At 73.4% G+C, this 16,982-nt stretch carries 16 protein-coding genes; 5 read left to right on the top strand and 11 right to left on the bottom strand.

Annotated elements, in window-relative coordinates; all coding sequences use genetic code 11:
• Positions 1 to 957: 957 nt before the first annotated feature.
• Entirely contained in the window at positions 958 to 1,290 is a 333-nt protein-coding gene (locus HP550_RS16360) for a hypothetical protein (protein ID WP_175348754.1), read from the top strand.
• Here HP550_RS16360 and HP550_RS16355 read toward each other — a convergent pair.
• Positions 1,287 to 2,972, bottom strand: a complete 1,686-nt coding sequence (locus HP550_RS16355) for an FAD-dependent oxidoreductase (protein ID WP_175348753.1) — start codon at positions 2,970 to 2,972, stop codon at positions 1,287 to 1,289. The two genes, HP550_RS16360 and HP550_RS16355, sit on opposite strands and share 4 nt — an antisense overlap.
• 51 nt (positions 2,973 to 3,023) lie before the next feature.
• Here HP550_RS16355 and HP550_RS16350 point away from each other — a divergent pair, with 51 nt between their 5' ends.
• From HP550_RS16350 to HP550_RS16340, 3 genes are all read left to right on the top strand, one after another.
• On the top strand, positions 3,024 to 3,608 hold the full coding sequence (locus tag HP550_RS16350) for a protein-L-isoaspartate O-methyltransferase family protein (protein ID WP_175348752.1): 585 nt from the start codon (positions 3,024 to 3,026) through the stop codon (positions 3,606 to 3,608).
• 153 nt (positions 3,609 to 3,761) lie between these two features.
• Positions 3,762 to 7,652: a S8 family serine peptidase gene (locus HP550_RS16345; protein ID WP_175348751.1), complete on the top strand. Its 3,891-nt coding sequence runs from the start codon at positions 3,762 to 3,764 to the stop codon at positions 7,650 to 7,652.
• A 156-nt stretch (positions 7,653 to 7,808) separates the two neighbouring features.
• Positions 7,809 to 8,321, top strand: coding sequence for a DUF3806 domain-containing protein (locus HP550_RS16340; protein ID WP_175348750.1), 513 nt, complete (start codon positions 7,809 to 7,811; stop codon positions 8,319 to 8,321).
• Positions 8,322 to 8,328: 7 nt separating this feature from the next.
• On the opposite strand, the gene HP550_RS16335 is transcribed toward HP550_RS16340, so the two are convergent.
• On the bottom strand, positions 8,329 to 8,805 hold the full coding sequence (locus tag HP550_RS16335; protein ID WP_175348749.1) for an RNase H family protein: 477 nt from the start codon (positions 8,803 to 8,805) through the stop codon (positions 8,329 to 8,331).
• Positions 8,806 to 8,908: 103 nt separating this feature from the next.
• Between HP550_RS16335 and HP550_RS16330 the strand changes: the two genes are divergently transcribed.
• Positions 8,909 to 9,433, top strand: a complete 525-nt coding sequence (locus HP550_RS16330) for a hypothetical protein (protein WP_175348748.1) — start codon at positions 8,909 to 8,911, stop codon at positions 9,431 to 9,433.
• Between the two features lie 6 nt (positions 9,434 to 9,439).
• Here HP550_RS16330 and HP550_RS16325 read toward each other — a convergent pair whose 3' ends face one another.
• From HP550_RS16325 to HP550_RS16285, 9 genes are all read right to left on the bottom strand, one after another.
• Complete coding sequence (locus tag HP550_RS16325; protein WP_246280949.1) at positions 9,440 to 10,006, bottom strand: DoxX family protein; 567 nt, start codon at positions 10,004 to 10,006, stop codon at positions 9,440 to 9,442.
• 153 nt (positions 10,007 to 10,159) lie between these two features.
• Complete coding sequence (locus tag HP550_RS16320; protein ID WP_175348747.1) at positions 10,160 to 11,098, bottom strand: 5'-3' exonuclease; 939 nt, start codon at positions 11,096 to 11,098, stop codon at positions 10,160 to 10,162.
• A 1-nt stretch (position 11,099) separates the two neighbouring features.
• Positions 11,100 to 11,288 carry a hypothetical protein gene (locus HP550_RS16315; RefSeq protein WP_175348746.1) on the bottom strand — a complete coding sequence of 63 codons (189 nt, stop codon included), beginning with the start codon at positions 11,286 to 11,288 and terminating at the stop codon, positions 11,100 to 11,102.
• A 306-nt stretch (positions 11,289 to 11,594) separates the two neighbouring features.
• Positions 11,595 to 11,789, bottom strand: coding sequence for a hypothetical protein (locus HP550_RS16310; RefSeq protein ID WP_210768207.1), 195 nt, complete (start codon positions 11,787 to 11,789; stop codon positions 11,595 to 11,597).
• A gap of 277 nt (positions 11,790 to 12,066) precedes the next feature.
• Positions 12,067 to 13,455: a hypothetical protein gene (locus tag HP550_RS16305; RefSeq protein WP_175348745.1), complete on the bottom strand. Its 1,389-nt coding sequence runs from the start codon at positions 13,453 to 13,455 to the stop codon at positions 12,067 to 12,069.
• A 67-nt stretch (positions 13,456 to 13,522) separates the two neighbouring features.
• Positions 13,523 to 14,089: an RNA polymerase sigma factor gene (locus HP550_RS16300; protein WP_343048222.1), complete on the bottom strand. Its 567-nt coding sequence runs from the start codon at positions 14,087 to 14,089 to the stop codon at positions 13,523 to 13,525.
• An 89-nt stretch (positions 14,090 to 14,178) separates the two neighbouring features.
• Positions 14,179 to 15,801, bottom strand: a complete 1,623-nt coding sequence (locus HP550_RS16295; protein WP_175348744.1) for a MinD/ParA family ATP-binding protein — start codon at positions 15,799 to 15,801, stop codon at positions 14,179 to 14,181.
• 189 nt (positions 15,802 to 15,990) lie between these two features.
• A complete protein-coding gene (locus tag HP550_RS16290) occupies positions 15,991 to 16,395 on the bottom strand; it encodes an ATP-binding protein (protein WP_343048221.1) in 405 nt (134 codons plus the stop codon).
• 109 nt (positions 16,396 to 16,504) lie between these two features.
• Entirely contained in the window at positions 16,505 to 16,870 is a 366-nt protein-coding gene (locus HP550_RS16285) for a VOC family protein (RefSeq protein WP_175348742.1), read from the bottom strand.
• Positions 16,871 to 16,982: the final 112 nt, after the last annotated feature.

Genomic DNA, 16,982 nt, shown 5'->3' with positions numbered 1-16,982 from the left:
CGGAGTCGGGAATCTTGCCGTTGGCGTAGCCGAGCAGCGACTGCTTCCACGAGGCGCGTCGGGCTGCCTCCGCCTCGGCGGCGGCCTGCGCGGCGGCAGCGGCGTCGGCGGCGGCCTGCGCGGAGGCCGCGGCAGCGGCGGCGTCGGCGGCCTTCTTCGCCTCGGCGCTCTGCTTCACGGCGGCCGTGGCGGTCGCGACCGCGGCGACGGCCTCCCGCAGCTCGGCGGTCGTGGAGTCCTCCGCACCGGTCTTCGGCGCGACGGTCGGCACGGCGGCCGGCGTCTGCTCGAACACCGTCGCGGGGTCGGTCTCCGTCTGCGGGGCCGGGGTGCTGGTCGCGGCGGCGGTCGGCTCGGCCGCGGCCCCGGCGGTGCCCTCCATGCCAGCGACCTCGTCGCGGTCGGCGGTGCGGGAGGTGGCTGCGCCACGGTCGACGTCGGCGGTCGCGACGGCGAGCACCTCGTCGAGGTGGGCGGTCGCGACCTCCAGGGCCTCGAGCTGGGCGGCGTCGATCGCGACCTGCGTCGCCTCCGCCTTGACGGACTGGGCGAACACGATGGCGTCGGAGGCGACCTCGACCGCACCTGCCCGCGCCTGCTCGACCTGGGCGGTCGACCGGGGGGCCGGAGCGGCGCCTATGAACGCGCTCCCACCGTCACGGGCATTCGCCGACACAGCGACCATCGCGCACATGCTCACGGCGAGCGCCGCGACCACGGCACCCTGGGCGAGGCGGGCGGGGTGGGCGAGGGCACGCGTCGGCGCAGGGCGCGCCACAGCGTGCCGGCCACCCGCTGGCCGACCTCGGAACGGAATCTTGTTACTCACGCGTAACACGTTAAGTTCTTCGGACGGTCGCTCCTGACACTTGAGGCCTCAGGGCGGGGGAGATCTCGTGTGGATCTCGTCACGTCTCCGTCACACAATTCATAGGGACGGGCCGCTACGCTTTCGCCGTGCTCCCCGAACCACCCCCCACCCCGACCGCCGCGCCCCCCGTGCCGCACGGCCTCGACGACCTCTACGACATCGCCCGGCTGGCCGACCGGCTGGGGGTCGAGCACGCCACCATCCGCGTCTGGCTGTCTCGCAAGGTGCCGTGGCTGCCGCAGCCCGACGGGCGACTGAACGGCGGCGCGGTGTGGCGCGCGACGACGCTCGAGGGCATCGAGATGCGTCGCGAACGCGGCCGTCCGGGTCGCAAGCCGAAGTTCGTCCCGCCCCCGTCGGCGGCGGACGTGCCGCGCACGGGGATGATCCCCGTGGTCCCGGCGCGCGAGTCCGTCTAGAGCACGGTCAGGCGCAGCGCACCCGGGGCCGACGCCGGCACCGCCGGACGCACCGGTCGGACCGGTCGCAGCCGCTCGTACGGCTCCCCGGGCGCGGGCCGCGGATCGGGCTCCCCCACGTTGGGCCACAGCGAGAACGCCCGCTCCGCCTGCGCGGTGATGGTGAGCGACGGGTTGACACCGAGGTTCGCGGAGACCGTCGAGCCGTCCACCACGTGCAGGCCCGGGTACCCGAACACCCGGTGATAGGCGTCGACCACCCCGTCGTCCGCCGACCGGCCGATGGGGCACCCGCCGAGGAAGTGCGCCGTCATGGGCACGTCGGCCACCTCGCCCAGGCTGCTCGCGGCGAAGCCGCCCAGGTGCGCGGCCATCCGCCGGTAGGCCGCGTTGGCGGCCGGGATCCAGGTGGGGTTGGGCTCGCCCTCCCCCGGGGTCGACGTGAGCCGGGTGGTCCCCCGCCAGGTGCGCCGGGGTCGCACGGTGATCGACGCGCCGCCGGTCTGCATGACGAGCCCGATGACCGTCCGCTGCGACCAGCTGCCCAGGCCCAGCAGCAGCGACGCCACCTGTCCGGGGTGCCGCAGCACGTTGCCCAGCCAGCGCACCGGTCGGGGCACGCGCCCGCCGCCGTCGGTGAGGACCGTGCTGAGCAGGCCCATGAGGTTGGACCCGCGGCCGTAGCGGACCGGCTCCAGGTGGGTGTGGTCGTCCAGGTGGACCGAGGACGTGATCGCGACGCCGCGGGTCAGGTCCGGCCGGCGTCGCCACCCGCGCCAGCGCGTCGCCGCGCCGCCGAGCGACTCGCTGTTGGTGCGGGTCAGCGCGCCCAAGCGGTCCGACAGCCGCGGCAGGGTGCCGTCCGCCTTCATCCGGTGCAGGAGCTGCTGGGTGCCCCACGTCCCGGCCGCGACGACCACCTGGTCGGCGGTCACGGTGCGCCCGGGCCCGCGGCGACCGGTGCGCTCGGTCCGGACCTCCCAGCCCTGACCGCCGGGGCGCACGGACGTCACTGTCGTCTCCGCGACCACCCGCGCGCCCGCCCGCTCGGCCAGGTACAGGTAGTTGGTGGGCAGCGTGTTCTTGGCACCGTGCCGGCAGCCGGTCATGCACTCGCCGCACTCCAGGCAGCCGCGCCGCTCCGGTCCGGCACCCCCGAAGAACGGGTCCGGCACCCGCGCGCCCGGGACGCCGAACACCACGCCCACCGGGGCCAGCCGGAACGAGTCGCCGACGCCCAGGTCGATCGCGGCCTTGCGCACGATCTCGTCGGACGGGGTGCAGGTGGGGTTGTCGACGACCCCGAGCATGCGGCTCGCCTGGTCGTAGTACGGCGCCAGCTCGGCGCGCCAGTCGGTGATGTCCGCCCACTGCGGGTCCGCGAAGAACGCGTCGGACGTGGGCCGGTAGAGGGTGTTGGCGTAGACGAGCGAGCCGCCGCCGACGCCCGCGCCGGCGAGCACCACCACGTCGGGCAGCACGTGGATGCGCTGGATGCCGAGCCAGCCGAGCCGGGGCGCCCAGAGGAAGCGGCTGACGTCCCACGACGTGCGCGGCAGGGTCTCGTCGGTGAAGCGTCGCCCGGCCTCGAGCACCAGGACGCGGTAGCCCTTCTCGACGAGCCGCAGGGCCGCCACGGACCCGCCGAAGCCGGAGCCGACGACCACGACGTCGTAGTGCATGGTGCCTCCTCACGGCGTCCATGGCGGAACGCCCGATCGTAGGCTCACCTCATGGGTGAGCAGGCCGACCCGACGCGCGCCGCCGACGTGGCCGACGCGATGCGCGAGCTCGCGCGCGAGCGGTTCCTGCCGGCGCAGCAGCGTGCCCGCGCGGCGGAGGACCACCCGCTGCCGCTGTGGCACGGGCAGACCAGCTCGCAGCCGAGCACCGTGTCGTTCATGCTCCGCCTCCTGCAGGTGCCCGTCGGTGCGCGCGTGCTCGACGTCGGGTCCGGCTCCGGCTGGACGACCGCGCTGCTCGCCCGGCTCGTCGGACCGGGGGGCGTCGTGCTCGGGCTGGAGCTGGACCCCGAGCTGGCCGTGTGGGGTGCGGCCAACCTCGACGCGTGCGGTCTGCCGTGGGCGCGCATCGATCGGGCGACCCCGGGGGCCCTCGGCCGGCCGGTCGACGGCGGGTGGGACCGGATCCTCGTGTCGGCGGCACCGAGGCGCATGCCCGCCGCCCTGGTGGACCAGCTGGGCGAGGACGCGCGCATGGTGATCCCGGTGCGCTCGACGATGCACCTGGTGGAGCGGCGGGAGGGTCGGACGGAGATCACGACGCACGGGTCGTTCGTCTTCGTGCCCCTCCGCTGAGGCCACAGGTCACGAACAGGAAACGATCATTCCGCCTGAAGGTGACGAATGCCGTACCTGCCAGTAACGTGCACCGGGCGTGCGCCACCGTGTGACTACCGTCACGTCGTGGGCGCACGCACGTCGATCCTCCTCGAAGCCAGGGATGCGCACATGCCACGTCGACCCGTCCTCGCCGCCGTCACCGCCCTGTCAGTCGCGGTCAGCACCGCGTTACTCGGCGCCGGAGGCGCGTCGGCGGCTCCCCCGCCGACAGGGACGGGCTTCCAGATCACGAAGCCCTCGGGTCAGACCGAGCTCAAGCCCGGCCGGTACATCGTCACGCTCGCCGACGACGCGGTCGCCACCTACGACGGCGGCGTGAGCGGCTTCGCGGCCACCACGCCCGACGAGGGCGACCAGCTCAACGCGCGCAAGGCGCCGGTGAAGAGCTACCGGGAGCACCTCACGGAGAAGCAGGAGTCGGTGGCCGAGGCCGCCGGCGTCTCCATCGACGTGTCCTACACGCTGGCCCTCAACGGCTTCTCGGCGGACCTCACCGCCCGCCAGGCGGCCGACCTCCTGGCCGACCACGACGTGGTCTCCGTGGTCCCCGACGAGCTCCGCCACATCACCGCGGAGCCGTCGACGTCCTTCCTGGGCCTCGAGGGCCCGGGCGGCGTCTGGGAGGCCGTGGGCGGGGCCGACGAGGCCGGTGCCGGCGTCGTCGTCGGCGTCCTGGACACCGGCATCGCGCCGGAGAACCCCGCGTTCGCGGGGGACGCGCTGGGCACCACGCCCGGCGCCGAGCCCTACCTCGACGGCACCGCTATCACGTACCTGAAGGGCGACGGGAACGTCTTCCGGGGCGTCTGCGAGACCGGCGAGCAGTTCACCGCGGACGACTGCTCGACCAAGGTCGTCGGCGCGCGCTACTACCTCGACGGGTTCGGCGCCGAGAACCTCGGCGACGCGTCCACGGGTGAGTACATCTCCCCGCGTGACGGCGACTCGCACGGGTCGCACACCGCGAGCACGGCCGCGGGCAACGTCGGCACCCCGGCGGCCATCGGCGGCATCGACTTCGGCACCATCTCCGGCGTCGCCCCCGCGGCCCGCATCGCGGCCTACAAGGTCTGCTGGTCCGGCCCCGACCCGGTGGTGACCACGGACGACGGCTGCACGACGACCGACATCCTGTCCGCCATCGACCAGGCCGTCGCGGACGGCGTCGACGTCATCAACTTCTCGATCGGCGGCGGTGCCGCCACGAGCGTCGCCGCTCCCGAGGACCAGGCGTTCCTCGGCGCAGCAGCGGCCGGCGTGTTCGTCGCGGTCTCCGCCGGCAACGACGGCCCCGGTGCCTCGACCACGGACCACGCGTCCCCCTGGTACACCTCGGTGGCCGCCACGACGATCCCCAGCTACGAGGCCACGGTCACGTTCGGTGACGGCCAGGCCTTCGCCGGTGCGTCGATCACGGTCGACATGGACCCGGCCGCGGAGCCGCTCACCGGTGCGCTGGTGAACTCCACCGCCGTCGCCCTCACGGGTGGGACCGGTGCGGCACTGTGCGCCCCGGGTTCGCTCGATCCCGCGCTCGTCGCGCCGGGCACGATCATCGTCTGCGAGCGCGGCACGTACGCCCGCACGGACAAGTCGGCCGAGGTGGCACGGGTCGGCGGCATCGGCATGGTGCTGGTGAACGTCACGCCGGGCTCCATCGACACCGACTTCCACGCGGTCCCGACCGTCCACCTCAGCCACCTGGTCCACGACGAGGTCGTCGCCTACGCGGCCACCCCCGGTGCGACGGCCACGTTCACCACGGGCAACGAGCTGGGCACCACCCCGCCGGTCCCGCAGGTCGCCGGCTTCTCCTCGCGCGGCCCCGTGCTCGCGGGCGGCAGCGACATCATCAAGCCCGACATCGCCGCACCTGGCGTGTCGATCCTGGCGGCTGCGGCGAACGCCGAGGGCGCCGAGCCCACGTACGAGTTCCTCAGCGGCACCTCCATGGCGTCGCCGCACATCGCCGGCATCGCGGCGCTCTACCTCGGGGAGCGTCCCAACGCGACGCCCGCCGAGATCAAGTCCGCGATGATGACGACCGCGTACGACACCGTCGACGACGCGGGCGACCCCGCCACCGACCCGTTCGCCCAGGGCGCCGGCCACGTCGACCCGACGAAGTTCTTCGAGCCGGGTCTGCTCTACCTCAACGGCCTGACCGACTGGTACGCGTACCTGGGCGGCGTCGGCTACGACGTCCCGGTCGAGGCGATCGACCCGAGCGACCTGAACATCGCCTCGATCGGCATCGGCAGCCTCACCGCGCCGGAGACGATCACCCGCACGGTCACCGCGACGCAGGCCGGCACCTTCACCTCCTCGGTGCAGGGGCTCGCCGGCATCACCACGGTCGTCGAGCCGGCCACCCTGGTGTTCGGGGCCGCCGGCGAGTCGAAGACCTACTCGGTGACGTTCAGCCGGACGGACGCACCTCTCGACGAGTTCTCGACCGGCTCGCTCACCTGGACGTCCGGCGACACGGCCGTCCGCAGCCCGATCGCCGTGCAGCCCGTCACGATCGTCGCCCCGGCGTCGGTCGCCGGGACGGGAGTCACCGGGTCCGTCGCCGTCGAGGTGACCCCCGGTGGCGACGGGGACATCCCGCTGGCGACCACCGGCCTGTCCGCCGGTGAGCTCCTCGCCGACCCGACCGGGACCGAGACCGAGCACAGCGGGTCTGGCTCGACGGGCGACTTCGCGGAGTACCTCGTCGACGTCCCCGAGGGTGCGCAGTACGCGCGGTTCAACCTCGACGCGCTCGACGACACAGCCGACCTCGACCTGGTCGTCTACCTGCTCGACGCCGACGGCAACCCCGTCGCGGGCTGGCAGTCGGCGTCCGGGTCGGCCGACGAGCGGGTCAACCTGGTGCAGCCCGACGCGGGCACGTACGCGGTCCTCGTGGACGTGTACAGCGCGCCGAACGGCGTCACCTGGGACACCACCGTCACCTCGGTGGTCGAGGGTGGGGCGCCGCTGGCGCTCGACCCGGCGGTGCTGCCCGGCGTGCAGGGCGTCCCGGTCACCTACACCGCGTCGTGGGCCGACCTCACGCCGCAGACGACCTACCTCGGTCTGGTGAGCTACGGCGACACCGGCGTGTTCACGGTCGTACAGGTGGCCACCGGGGAGCCGGCGACGCCGACGACCACCACCCTGGCGGTCACGGGCAACAAGACGGTCGGCTCGGAGCTCACGCTCACGGCCACCGTCGCGCCGACGGAGGCCGAGGGCACCGTCACGTTCCTCGACGGACAGACCCCGGTCGGCTCGTCCGCGGTCACCGACGGCACGGCGAGCGTGAAGGTCACGCTCGGCGCCGGAGCGCACTCGCTGACCGCGAGCTTCGCCCCGGCGGACGCGAGCCTGTTCGCGCCGTCCACGTCGGAGGCCGTCCCGGTCGAGATCGCCAAGTCGACCTCGACGACCACCTTCATCCTGTCCCGGACCTCCGCCCCGTACGGGCAGTCGACGAAGGCAGCGATCGTGGTCAAGGGTGCGACCGCACCGCCGACGGGCACGGTCGAGATCAAGGACCGTGGGGTGACGATCGCCACCGGCACGGTCACGGTCACCGGTCTGCGGGGTGTCGCCGACGTGGTGATCCCCGGCACGCTCCGGTCCGGGAACCACCACCTGACCGCCGTCTACACCGGCAACGCGGACGTGTCCGGGTCGCAGGCGCAGCGGTGGTTCAGCGTGACCAAGGTGAAGGCCAAGGCGTCGCTCACGGCGACCTCATGGACCGTCTCCAAGGGCGCCAAGCCCGTGGTGACCGTCTCGGTCACCGGCCCGAAGGGTGCACCCGCGCCCACCGGTTCGGTGTCCGTCTCCCTGGGCCTCCAGCGGGTGGCCACGGTGCCCCTCACCAACGGGGTCGCCAAGGTGACCCTCCCGGCGGTGCAGCACTCGACCGTCGTGCTCGCCAGCTACAACGGCGACGGCGGGTACCTGCCGACCGCCACGTCGCACGCCCTGACCGTCAGGCGCTGAGCCGCCCGGCTCCGTGACGAGGGCCGCGTCGACCTCCTGGTCGGCGCGGCCTTCGTGCGTCCGGCGGTCAGTTGCCCGGGTGCACCGAGACGCCGTCCGGGCGATCCCGGGGTGTCGGGGGTCAAGCGCAGGGGTGACACCGTCGATACTCGGCACATGGGACTGTTCCGACGCGCCGAGACGCCGACCGACGGGTCGACGGTGCCGCACCCGCACACGCCTGCCGACGACACCCGCTCGGTACAGGTGGAGCCGCTCAACCCTGCCGAGCTTGTCTGGGCAGCCCAGCACCGGGAGATCATCACCGGCCTGTGCGCGGGCCAGGTCGACACGCAGACGCTCGGTGACCTGTTCGACCGCGTCCAGGCCATCTGGTTGCAGTCCGACGAGCGTGACCGCACCGACCCCGAGTCTCTCGTGCACGCGTTCGGCGTCACGCTGGGTGACCTCGTCGCGCAGCGCGTGCCCGGCCTGGTGTGGGGCTCAGCGCGCGGCGACGGCTCCCCCGAGCTGGTCCTGACGCACGCGGAGCACGACCTCGTGGTCTTCCCCGTGGCCGCCGTCGGGCAGTCGTGGGGCAGCGCGCCGGTCGGGTGGGTCTCCGAGTACGTGACCGAGGCGTCGCAGGGCGCGAAGGCGATCCTCTCCCGGAGCTCCCAGCCTCGCTGATCGCCCCCTAGAACAAGACGTCGGGCTCCGCGGCCGTCGCCCGAGCCGGAGCGTCGTCGCGCACGCTCCGCGCCGCGATCCCCGCCAGCTCGTCGGCCCGCTCGTTGAACTCGTCCCCGCGGTGACCGCGGACCCACACGAAGCTCACCCCACCCGGCCGCTGCGCGATCGCGGCGTCGATGGACTGGATCAGGGCGAGGTTCTGCACCGGTCCGCCGGCGGCAGTCCGCCAGCCCTTGCGCTTCCAGCTGTGCACCCACTCCGACGAGCACTTGATCGCGTACTGCGAGTCGGCCTGGATCACCAGCGGCTCGTCACCCGGGTGCGACCGGATGGCCTCGAGGACCGCCATGAGCTCGGCGACCTGGTTGGTGCCGGACGCGTGACCGCCGCTGGCGCTGCTGCCGTCGTGGTTGGCCCAGGCCCAGCCGATCGCCCCGCCGGGGTTGCGCAGGCAGGAGCCGTCCGTGCTGACCGTGATCACGGGAGGTGATTCTGCCCTGCGTTCGCACGGTCGCTGCACCCGAACGGGGGCATTCGGTGCACAGCCCCTCACGTCCGGCACGGATCACGTCGATGTGCACGGCATGACGACGTTCGACGACACGGACTTCTTCACCGACGCGTTCACCGGGTTCGGTGCCGACCAGGCGCCCCGGCGCAGGTCGAGCATGCTCACCGCGCTCGTCCTGGTCGCCGCGGCCGCCCTGGTGGCCAGCGGCATGATCTGGGTGCGGCTCGCGCAGATCCCCGTCGCGCTGCCCGCCGTGGACCCTGCGACCACGCTCGCCGTGTTCGACCACCCCCAGCGGTCGGTGGACACCGTCGACGCCGACGACCTGACCGGCAGCCTCATCGACCCCGCCAGCACCCGGTTCCTCGCCGCGACGGACGACACGCGCTACTACGCCGGCGTGTCGCGGACGCACCTGCTCTGCGTGCTGAGCCTGACCACCGGCGAGCTGCCGACCACCGGGTGCACGTCGACCGACGGGGGCGTCGTCGACCTCGTCATCGGCGACGAGCTGCTGGTCGTGAACGCAGGAGGACCCGCCCCGGCCGCCGCGGACGGCTGGCACGAGGCGGGCCCCCAGGTGTTCCTGAAGGACTGACGCCGCTCACTCCTGCGGGAGGCGCAGCCGTGCACCGAGCGCCGCGGCGCCGATGACCGCGCCCGCGCACGCGAGCACGATGTCCTTCAGCACGTACTGACCCGTCAGGGTCGGTCCGCCGGCGGGGAACAGCTCGCCGTAGAAGAGCACGATCGGCGACATGATGCCGACCAGCGCCGCGGCGAGGATGACCAGGCCGGTGCGCAGGAACAGTCCCGTGACCAGCGTGAGCCCGATGACGGTCTCCATGATCGCGGTCAGCAGCAGGGCCGCCGTGGGGCCGACGAGGCCGAACGTCAGCGTGCCGATGGTCCGCTCGGCCAGCTCCGCCGCCGGGCTCATGCCGGGGAAGAACTTCAGGACGCCGAAGCCGAGGAACACCAGCCCGAGGCTGATCCGGAGTGCGGTGATCGAGTAGCGGGTCAGCACGGTCGCCAGTCCAGCGACCGCGCGGTCGAGCATCGAGGCCGGGGGGACGGAGGGAGCGAACGTGTTGCTCGGCACGGGGGCCGACGTCCGTGGCGCGGGGTGCCGCTTCGACACAGTGGACGTCAGGGTGCGGGCAGAAGACATGGGACGTGCCTTTCCGGTCGAGACCCCGGGGGTCGGGGCGCAGGGTGCCGGTGATCTCCGGCGGGGCCGTGGCTACCGGTCGGTAACGCACGTCCGAGCAGGAGGACGCTTGTCCATGTCTGATACGTCCGATTCTCGGGTCGAGCCCGACTTTCACCCGGCGAGCGCGTCCACCACCCGCTTCACGCTCGACGACAGCCCCCACGTCTCGGCCAGCGCGACGAGCGCCCCGGCGTCCGCGACGACGCTCGGCAGCCGGTCGTCGAGCTCCCCGACGGGAGCGTCCGGCGCCACCCGCACGACCGCCGGCGCGACCGCCAGGTAGTCGGCCGACTCGACCAGCCGCCGACGCTGCGTCGCGGTCAGGCCCGGGTCGCCGGCGTCGCGCGCGGCGAGGATCCCCTGCAACGAGCCGTACCGGTGCACCAGCTGCGCGGCCGTCTTCTCGCCGATCCCCGGCACGCCGGGCAGCCCGTCGCTCGGGTCGCCGCGCAGCACGGCCATGTCGGCGTAGCCGGGTCCCGACGAGACCGCGTACTTCTCCTTGAGCACCGCCTGGTCGATGGCCATCAGGTCCTTGATGCCCCGGATCGTGTAGAGCACCCGCACCGGGACCGCGTCGTCGACCAGCTGGAACAGGTCCCGGTCCCCCGTGATCACGTCCACCGGGGCGCGGTCCTTCTTGGCCACCTCGCGTGCGACCAGCGTGCCGATCACGTCGTCCGCCTCGTAGCCGGGCACCCCGACGCGTGCGATTCCCAGCGCCTTGAGCACCTCGACGATGATCGGCACCTGCGGCGAGAGGGTGTCCGGCACCTCCTCGACCCCCGTGGTGCCGGGCACCTCGACCGCCACGCGGTGCGCCTTGTACGACGGGATCGCGTCGACCCGGAACTGCGGGCGCCAGTCGTCGTCCCAGCACATGACCAGCCGCGTGGGCCGGTGGTCGTTGACCAGCCGCGCGATCATGTCGAGCAGCCCACGCACCGCGTTCACAGGCGTCCCGTCCGGAGCCTTCACGGAGTCGGGCACCCCGAAGTACGCCCGGAAGTACAACGAGGCGGTGTCCAGCAGGAGCAGCTTCTCCGCCATCTCAACGCCCTCCGAAGGGATCAGTGACCCAGGCTGCCTCGCCTGACGAGGAGACGTGGTCGGCAGCGGCAATCCAGTCATAGGAGTCGATCGGGTGGATCTTCCCTCGCGAGACGAGGACTGCTGACGGCGCCATCGTCGTGTCGTTGAAGATCTCGCGGCTTCCCTCTGCAATGACGATCTCGTACACCGCGCGAATCTGGAAGAAGGGCCACGTGCGCCGTTGACCCACGCGGCGCATTCGGATCACCACGGAAGCGCTCCAGCGCGGAAGTACAGCGACGCGGTGTCCAGCAGGAGCAGCTTCTCGGTCCGTTCACCCATGCCCGCGAGTCTGTCAGCAACGACCGACGTGGGTCTGCACGTCCGGCCTGCCCGACGTCGCCGGGGGCCGCGCGTCCCGATCCCCGAAGGCGAGAACAACGTTGCACGCCGTATGACAGCGCAGAAGACGTCCAACGTTGTTCTCGCGCTTGTGCCCGGGAGGTTGACCGAGTCAGGTGTGGCGGGTGCGGCGTCGCAGGCGGCGAAGGTACTGGCCGGCACGGCTACGCTGCTGCCGGTTGAGGTCCCGGACGGCCGGGTCGGAGACCATCTCGTAGGCCTCGACCTCGGTCTCGTTCGCCTCGCCGGCGTCGATCATCCGGGCCAGGACGCGACGGTCGCGCTCGAAGGAGGTGATCGGTTCCACGTGTACCCGGATCTGCCCTCGTCTCCTCCGCCCATGCCGGTGAGGGTACTCACGCGCTCGCGCGGACCACCCGGGACGCCCGCGGGGTGAATGCCGCCGGTTCGGCGCCCTCGAGCGTCTGAGCGAGAACAACCTGGGTCGCGGATCGCGCGGTCGGAACGGCACCCAGGTTGTGCTCGGCGGGCCGTGCACCGACCGTCGGGCGTGACGAAGGCCGGTCGGCGTCCCTCCGACGCCGGCCGGCCTTCGTGCTTTCTCCGCAGGGCTTCCGGGGGGGTCAGCCCGCCGCGGAGAAATCCAGCTGGTCGTCCACGACCGCGATGACGCTCCACGTGACGCCGTCGGCGTCCGCGAGCTCGTACGTGGGCACCAGCACCGACGCGCCCGTCGGCAGGGTGGTCAGGGCGACGCCCAGACGCGCGGACACCAGGGTGACCTCCTGCACCGGCCAGGCCAGCGGGCTGCCGGCAGAGGGCGTCTCGGGGACCGTCGGCTCCGACTGGACCGGCGAGCTCACGGAGTCGTCGGCCACGCGCGCGCTCTCGGCGGCCAGCGGGATCACGCCGCCCCCTCCGGAGACGCCGAACCGCGGGTCGCCCAGCCGCTCGACGGCCTCGGTCGGGCTCACCACGTCGTACGTGCCCAGCTCCACCATCGGCGCCAGCGGGGCGTACACCGACTGGACCCCGTCGGCCACGACCGTGACGCTCGCCGTGACGCCCGTGAGCTGCCCGTCGAGCGTCTGGCTGGCGGTCACGTACGTCACCTGCGGGCCGGACGCCTCGGTCGAGGCGGTGAGCTGGTAGTCGGCGACGTCGATGCCGAGCGCGACGAGGACGTCCGTGGCCTGCTGGACCGCGGCGTCCCCCGTCGGTGCGTCCAGGGGGGCCGGGCACTTGGTCTCCCCGCCGTCGATCGCCGGCTCGGGCAGGGCGACCCCACCCTCGGTGGTCCCGGAGTCGGGCTGCACGGCACCGTCGGGAGAGAGCTGGCAGTTCCACGGGTCCCGCGTCGGGTCGTAGTACGACAGGCTCGACAGGCCGTCCGCGGACAGCGAGACCGACGGACCGGAGCCGTCGGTCGGCCCGACCGACCAGTTGCCGTACTCCTGCCGCGGCTGCCCGTCGACGCCCAGCGCCGCAGCGGCAGCCGTGACGGTCGCCTCCGAGTAGGTGCCCGCGGCGTCGAACCCCCACGCGCCGCCTGAGCCCCCGTCGGTGGACAGCCCGGACGCGGTGAACACCGTCCGGCCGCCGTACCAGGGGTACATCAGCTTGGCGGACTCCGGTCCCCCGGCCGCCATCGACGTCGCCGCCTCGTCGCGCGCGACCTCGGCGCCGGGCGCCTGCCCGAGCGAGATCGCCGGCTCGGCCGTCACTGCCGGCGGAGCGTTGTTGAGGCCGAACGCGTAGCTGCCCCCGCCGATCACCGCGACCCCGGCGACGGCCGCCGCGATCGTGATCCAGCGCGGTGCCCGACGGTTCCGGCGGGCCGCGAGCTCGTCCTGCGGGGCGGTCACGGCGATGCCGGTCCCCTCGGCGACGGCTGCGTACAGCGCCGGCAGGTTCGGCTCGCTGCCGGCGGCGGGGTCGGCCGCCTGGAGGCGGGCGAAGGCCACGTCCTCGGTGGGCTCGTGCTCGGTGCGGTCGTGCTCGCGGTCGTTCATGGACTGCCTCCTGGTTCGCGGTGCCCCTCTACCCCTCCTGTGTGCCGAGGGGCCCGCACCTTGCAGGTCAGGCCTCCGCAGCCGCCCAGACCTCACGCAACCGGGCCCGCGCGCGGCTGAGCGCGGCGTCCGCCCCGCCGCGGCCGATGCCGAGCACCTGGGCCAGCCCGTCGCCGGTGAGCCCCTCCCACGCGTTGAGCAGCAGGACCTCCCGGTCGCGGGCGCTCAGGGCGCCGAGCACCTCGCGGACGCGCTCCTCCTGCACCGCGCGGACGGCCGGGTCGTCGGAGTCGACCTCGTCGGGCACGTCCGCGACCGGGATGGGGCGGCTCTTGCGCCGGTGGTTGGCGACGACGAACCCCGCGGTGCGGTACAGCCAGGGCAGCTCGGCGCCGTCCGGCACGTCCGCGCGTCGTCGCCACGCGATCGTCAGCACGTCGGCGGCCAGGTCCTCGGCCTCCTCACGGCCCGCGCGACGGACCACGAAGCGGTGCACGGCGGTGGCGTGCGCGCGGACCAGCGCCTCGAACCAGGCGGCGTCGTGCGCCGTGTCCGCAGGGCCCCCAGCGTCCCCGATGCCCGTCGGCACGTCGCCGGTCTCGCTGTCCGGCGTGCTCGATGTCCGCGACGGCACGGTGCTCCCCTGGTGGTGGTCGGACGAAGGCCTACACCTGCACTCTGTCGCGAGCGCGTGGGATCTTGCACGCCCCTGCGGGCGAGTTCTCAGAGACCGTCGGCCACCACGGCGGTGACGCGGAGCCAGGCGTCGCGCGTGGTCGTGCTCAGGGCGTCGTAGTCGATGGGCCCGCCGGCGACCAGGGCCTTGTCGTGCGGCACCTCCAGCACGGCCCGCGTGAGGGCGCCGAAGTGGGACCGCAGGCGCTTCTGCAGGTCCTTGTCCACCTTGGGCTCGGGTGCCGACAGGACGGTGACCGCACGCCGGACCGCCTCGTCGTGACCGGTGGCGCGCAGCGCGTCCAGGGCCCACGCGGCGGACTGCGCGGTGTCCTCGCGGACGGTCGAGACGACGACGATCTGGTCGGCCGCACCCACGGCCGCCTGCCAGTTCGAGGCCCGCATGTTGTTGCCCGTGTCGATGACGAGCACGCGGTAGAAGCGCGAGAGCACCTGGTGCAGGGAGCTGAACGAGTCGGCGTCGACCGACGACGCCGACGCGGAGTTCTCGTCGGACGCCAGCACGTCGAACTGCTCGCTGGGCTGCGTGCGGACGAACCCGTCGAGGTCGCCGATGCGCACGGTGCCCTCGTCGCCGAGCACGGGCAGCGCGTTCAGCAGGTCCACCGCGGTGCGGGTGTGGTCGGCGTGCGAGGAGCGCCAGCCGAGGGTGCCCCGGGTCTCGTTGTTGTCCCACGCCAGCGTGTACCCGCCGCGCTGGAGCCCGAACGTCGCGGCCAGCAGCATCGTGGCGGTCGTCTTGTGGGCGCCACCCTTGGGATTGATCACCACGATCGTCTTGGGACCGTCCAGGGTGCGGCGCACCGAGGCCGACGCGATGCGCCGACGCCGCTCCACCCGTCCGGGCGCGGGCGAGATGCCGCCGAACGTCAGCCGCCGGATGCCCGCCTGCCACCCGTGCTCGGCGGGGCCGCCGGTCGCGGCGGGGTGACGCGCGGCGAGGAGGTCGTCCAGCGTGGGCAGCGGCTGCGACGAGCTGGCCGGCGCGGGAGAGCTCAGGCGGTTGCCGGTCAGGCTGCTCGTGCCGGCGGCGTCCGTCGTCGGGGTCGCGTCCTGCGGACGCGTGGACGCTCCGCGCGTCGCCGCGGGTCCGCGGGCGGGTGACGGCGGGGCCGTGGGCGCGCTCGCACCGGCGGGGGGCGCCGTCGTGACGGGGATCGGCAGACCGGCCGACGGGGTGGACGGGACCGAGCCGGCGGGCGGGGCCTCGGGGCTGGTGGTGACGGAGGTCGGGGTGGCGGGACGCTCCGGAGCGGGTGCGTCGCCGGGGCGCTTCTCGTCGGCACGCTTCTGGTCGGCGTCGCCGACCTCGTCGACCGGGCCGGACTGCGGCGCACCGTCGGCGTCGGCGTCGTCGGACGACGGGTCCCCGGGTGCCTCGTCGACGAGGCCGTCCGGGTGGATCAGCAGCGACCAGACGCCGTCGGGGTCCCGCACCTGCACCGGCACCGGCCGCCCGAGCGAGCCGGCCAGACCGGCGATGCGGCTGGTGATCGCCGCGCCCGCCTCGGCCAGGGTGGCCATGCGCACCCGCTCGATGACGCCGTCGACCGAGATCTCCCCCGTGCCGTCCTCGCGCACCTCGGCGCGGATGTCCGGCAGTCGAGTCGTCGTCGTCGACGAGTTCTGCCCGTCGGTGCGCTCGCTCATGGTGTGGTTGCCCCTCGCTCCTGGTCGTCCGCCACCGAAACTACGCTGCACAGGCCCGGCGCGCACTGTCGAGGCGCAGGCCAGCGCACTAGGAGCCCCCTCCGGGGCCGCCATGAGCAGCGCCCGAGGACCTCCGCGTGACATCCGGAACTGCCAGACATCCCGGGCGTGTCGGGCCGGCTCGTCCGGTCACTCGTCCGTCCGGACCTCGAACCACACCGTCTTGCCGTCGCGGTGGGGGTGGATGCCCCAGTCGGTGGACAGCGCCTCGACGAGCGCCAGACCGCGCCCGCTCGGTGCCGTCGGCTCCGGGTGGCCGACCGTCGGGGTGCCACCGCCGGTGTCGCGGACGCTCACGCGGACCGTCGCACCGTCGATCCGGACCTCGACCCGCACGTCGCCACCGTCGGGACCGTGCACGACCGCGTTCGACACCAGCTCGGCCGTGAGCAGCTCGACCACCTGGTTGGGCGCTCCCCCGACGTCGGCGTCGGCGATGGTCCGCATGACCCAGTGCCGCACGGCCCGGGGTGCCGAGCGCTCCGCCTGGACCACGAGCTCGCCGACGACGGCCTGGGCGTCTCGACGGCGCACGCTGGCCGCGCTCCGGAGATCTCGCACATCGCCCACCAGCCCAGAGTGCCCGACGCGGTCCGTTCCTGCCTGGGGGGACCGCCGACGCGTCCGGGTGAACGGGCCGCGCTCAGGGCAGCTGGCTCACGAGACCGAGCAGGTTCCCCTCGGAGTCGCGGACGAACGCGTGCCACTCGTCGGTGCCCGCGGGGCCGAGGGTGTCGTCCTCGTGCCGGAAGATCACGTGCGGCTCGGACTCGACGACCACCCCACGGGCGCGCAACCGCTCGGTCGCGGCGGCCACGTCGGGCACCCGCAGGTAGAGCAGCGAGGACGGGGCGCCCACGTCGAGCAGGAGCCGGACCCCGTCGAGGTCGAAGAACAGGAGCCCCGGCGGGTCGAACCGGGCCGTCGGCGGCGCGCCCAGCACGTCGGTGTAGAAGGCGGCGGCGCGGTCGAGGTCCTCCGCGTGCTGGGCGACCTGGACGAGTCCCATGCGCCCATCCTGCACCTGCCGTCAGCCCAGGTCAGCCCCTTCTGAGGTACCTCAGACGCCGACGGGCCCGCCTCAGGTCCGACGAGCCCCGCCTCAGGTGGTCCGCCGTCCC

Source organism: Cellulomonas humilata (assembly GCF_013359775.1).
Lineage (GTDB): Bacteria > Actinomycetota > Actinomycetes > Actinomycetales > Cellulomonadaceae > Cellulomonas > Cellulomonas humilata.
Note: the sequence above shows the minus strand (reverse complement) of the source record. Positions and strands in the feature narration are given on the sequence as shown.

Bases quoted from the DNA above. Each gene is read 5' to 3' on its own strand.
- HP550_RS16355 (WP_175348753.1), bottom strand. From the start codon at position 2,972: ATGCACTACGACGTCGTGGTCGTCGGCTCCGGCTTCGGCGGGTCCGTG.
- HP550_RS16350 (WP_175348752.1), top strand. From the start codon at position 3,024: ATGGGTGAGCAGGCCGACCCGACGCGCGCCGCCGACGTGGCCGACGCG.
- HP550_RS16345 (WP_175348751.1), top strand. From the start codon at position 3,762: ATGCCACGTCGACCCGTCCTCGCCGCCGTCACCGCCCTGTCAGTCGCG.
- HP550_RS16340 (WP_175348750.1), top strand. From the start codon at position 7,809: ATGGGACTGTTCCGACGCGCCGAGACGCCGACCGACGGGTCGACGGTG.
- HP550_RS16330 (WP_175348748.1), top strand. From the start codon at position 8,909: ATGACGACGTTCGACGACACGGACTTCTTCACCGACGCGTTCACCGGG.
- HP550_RS16325 (WP_246280949.1), bottom strand. From the start codon at position 10,006: ATGTCTTCTGCCCGCACCCTGACGTCCACTGTGTCGAAGCGGCACCCC.
- HP550_RS16320 (WP_175348747.1), bottom strand. From the start codon at position 11,098: ATGGCGGAGAAGCTGCTCCTGCTGGACACCGCCTCGTTGTACTTCCGG.
- HP550_RS16305 (WP_175348745.1), bottom strand. From the start codon at position 13,455: ATGAACGACCGCGAGCACGACCGCACCGAGCACGAGCCCACCGAGGAC.
- HP550_RS16295 (WP_175348744.1), bottom strand. From the start codon at position 15,801: ATGAGCGAGCGCACCGACGGGCAGAACTCGTCGACGACGACGACTCGA.
- HP550_RS16285 (WP_175348742.1), bottom strand. From the start codon at position 16,870: ATGGGACTCGTCCAGGTCGCCCAGCACGCGGAGGACCTCGACCGCGCC.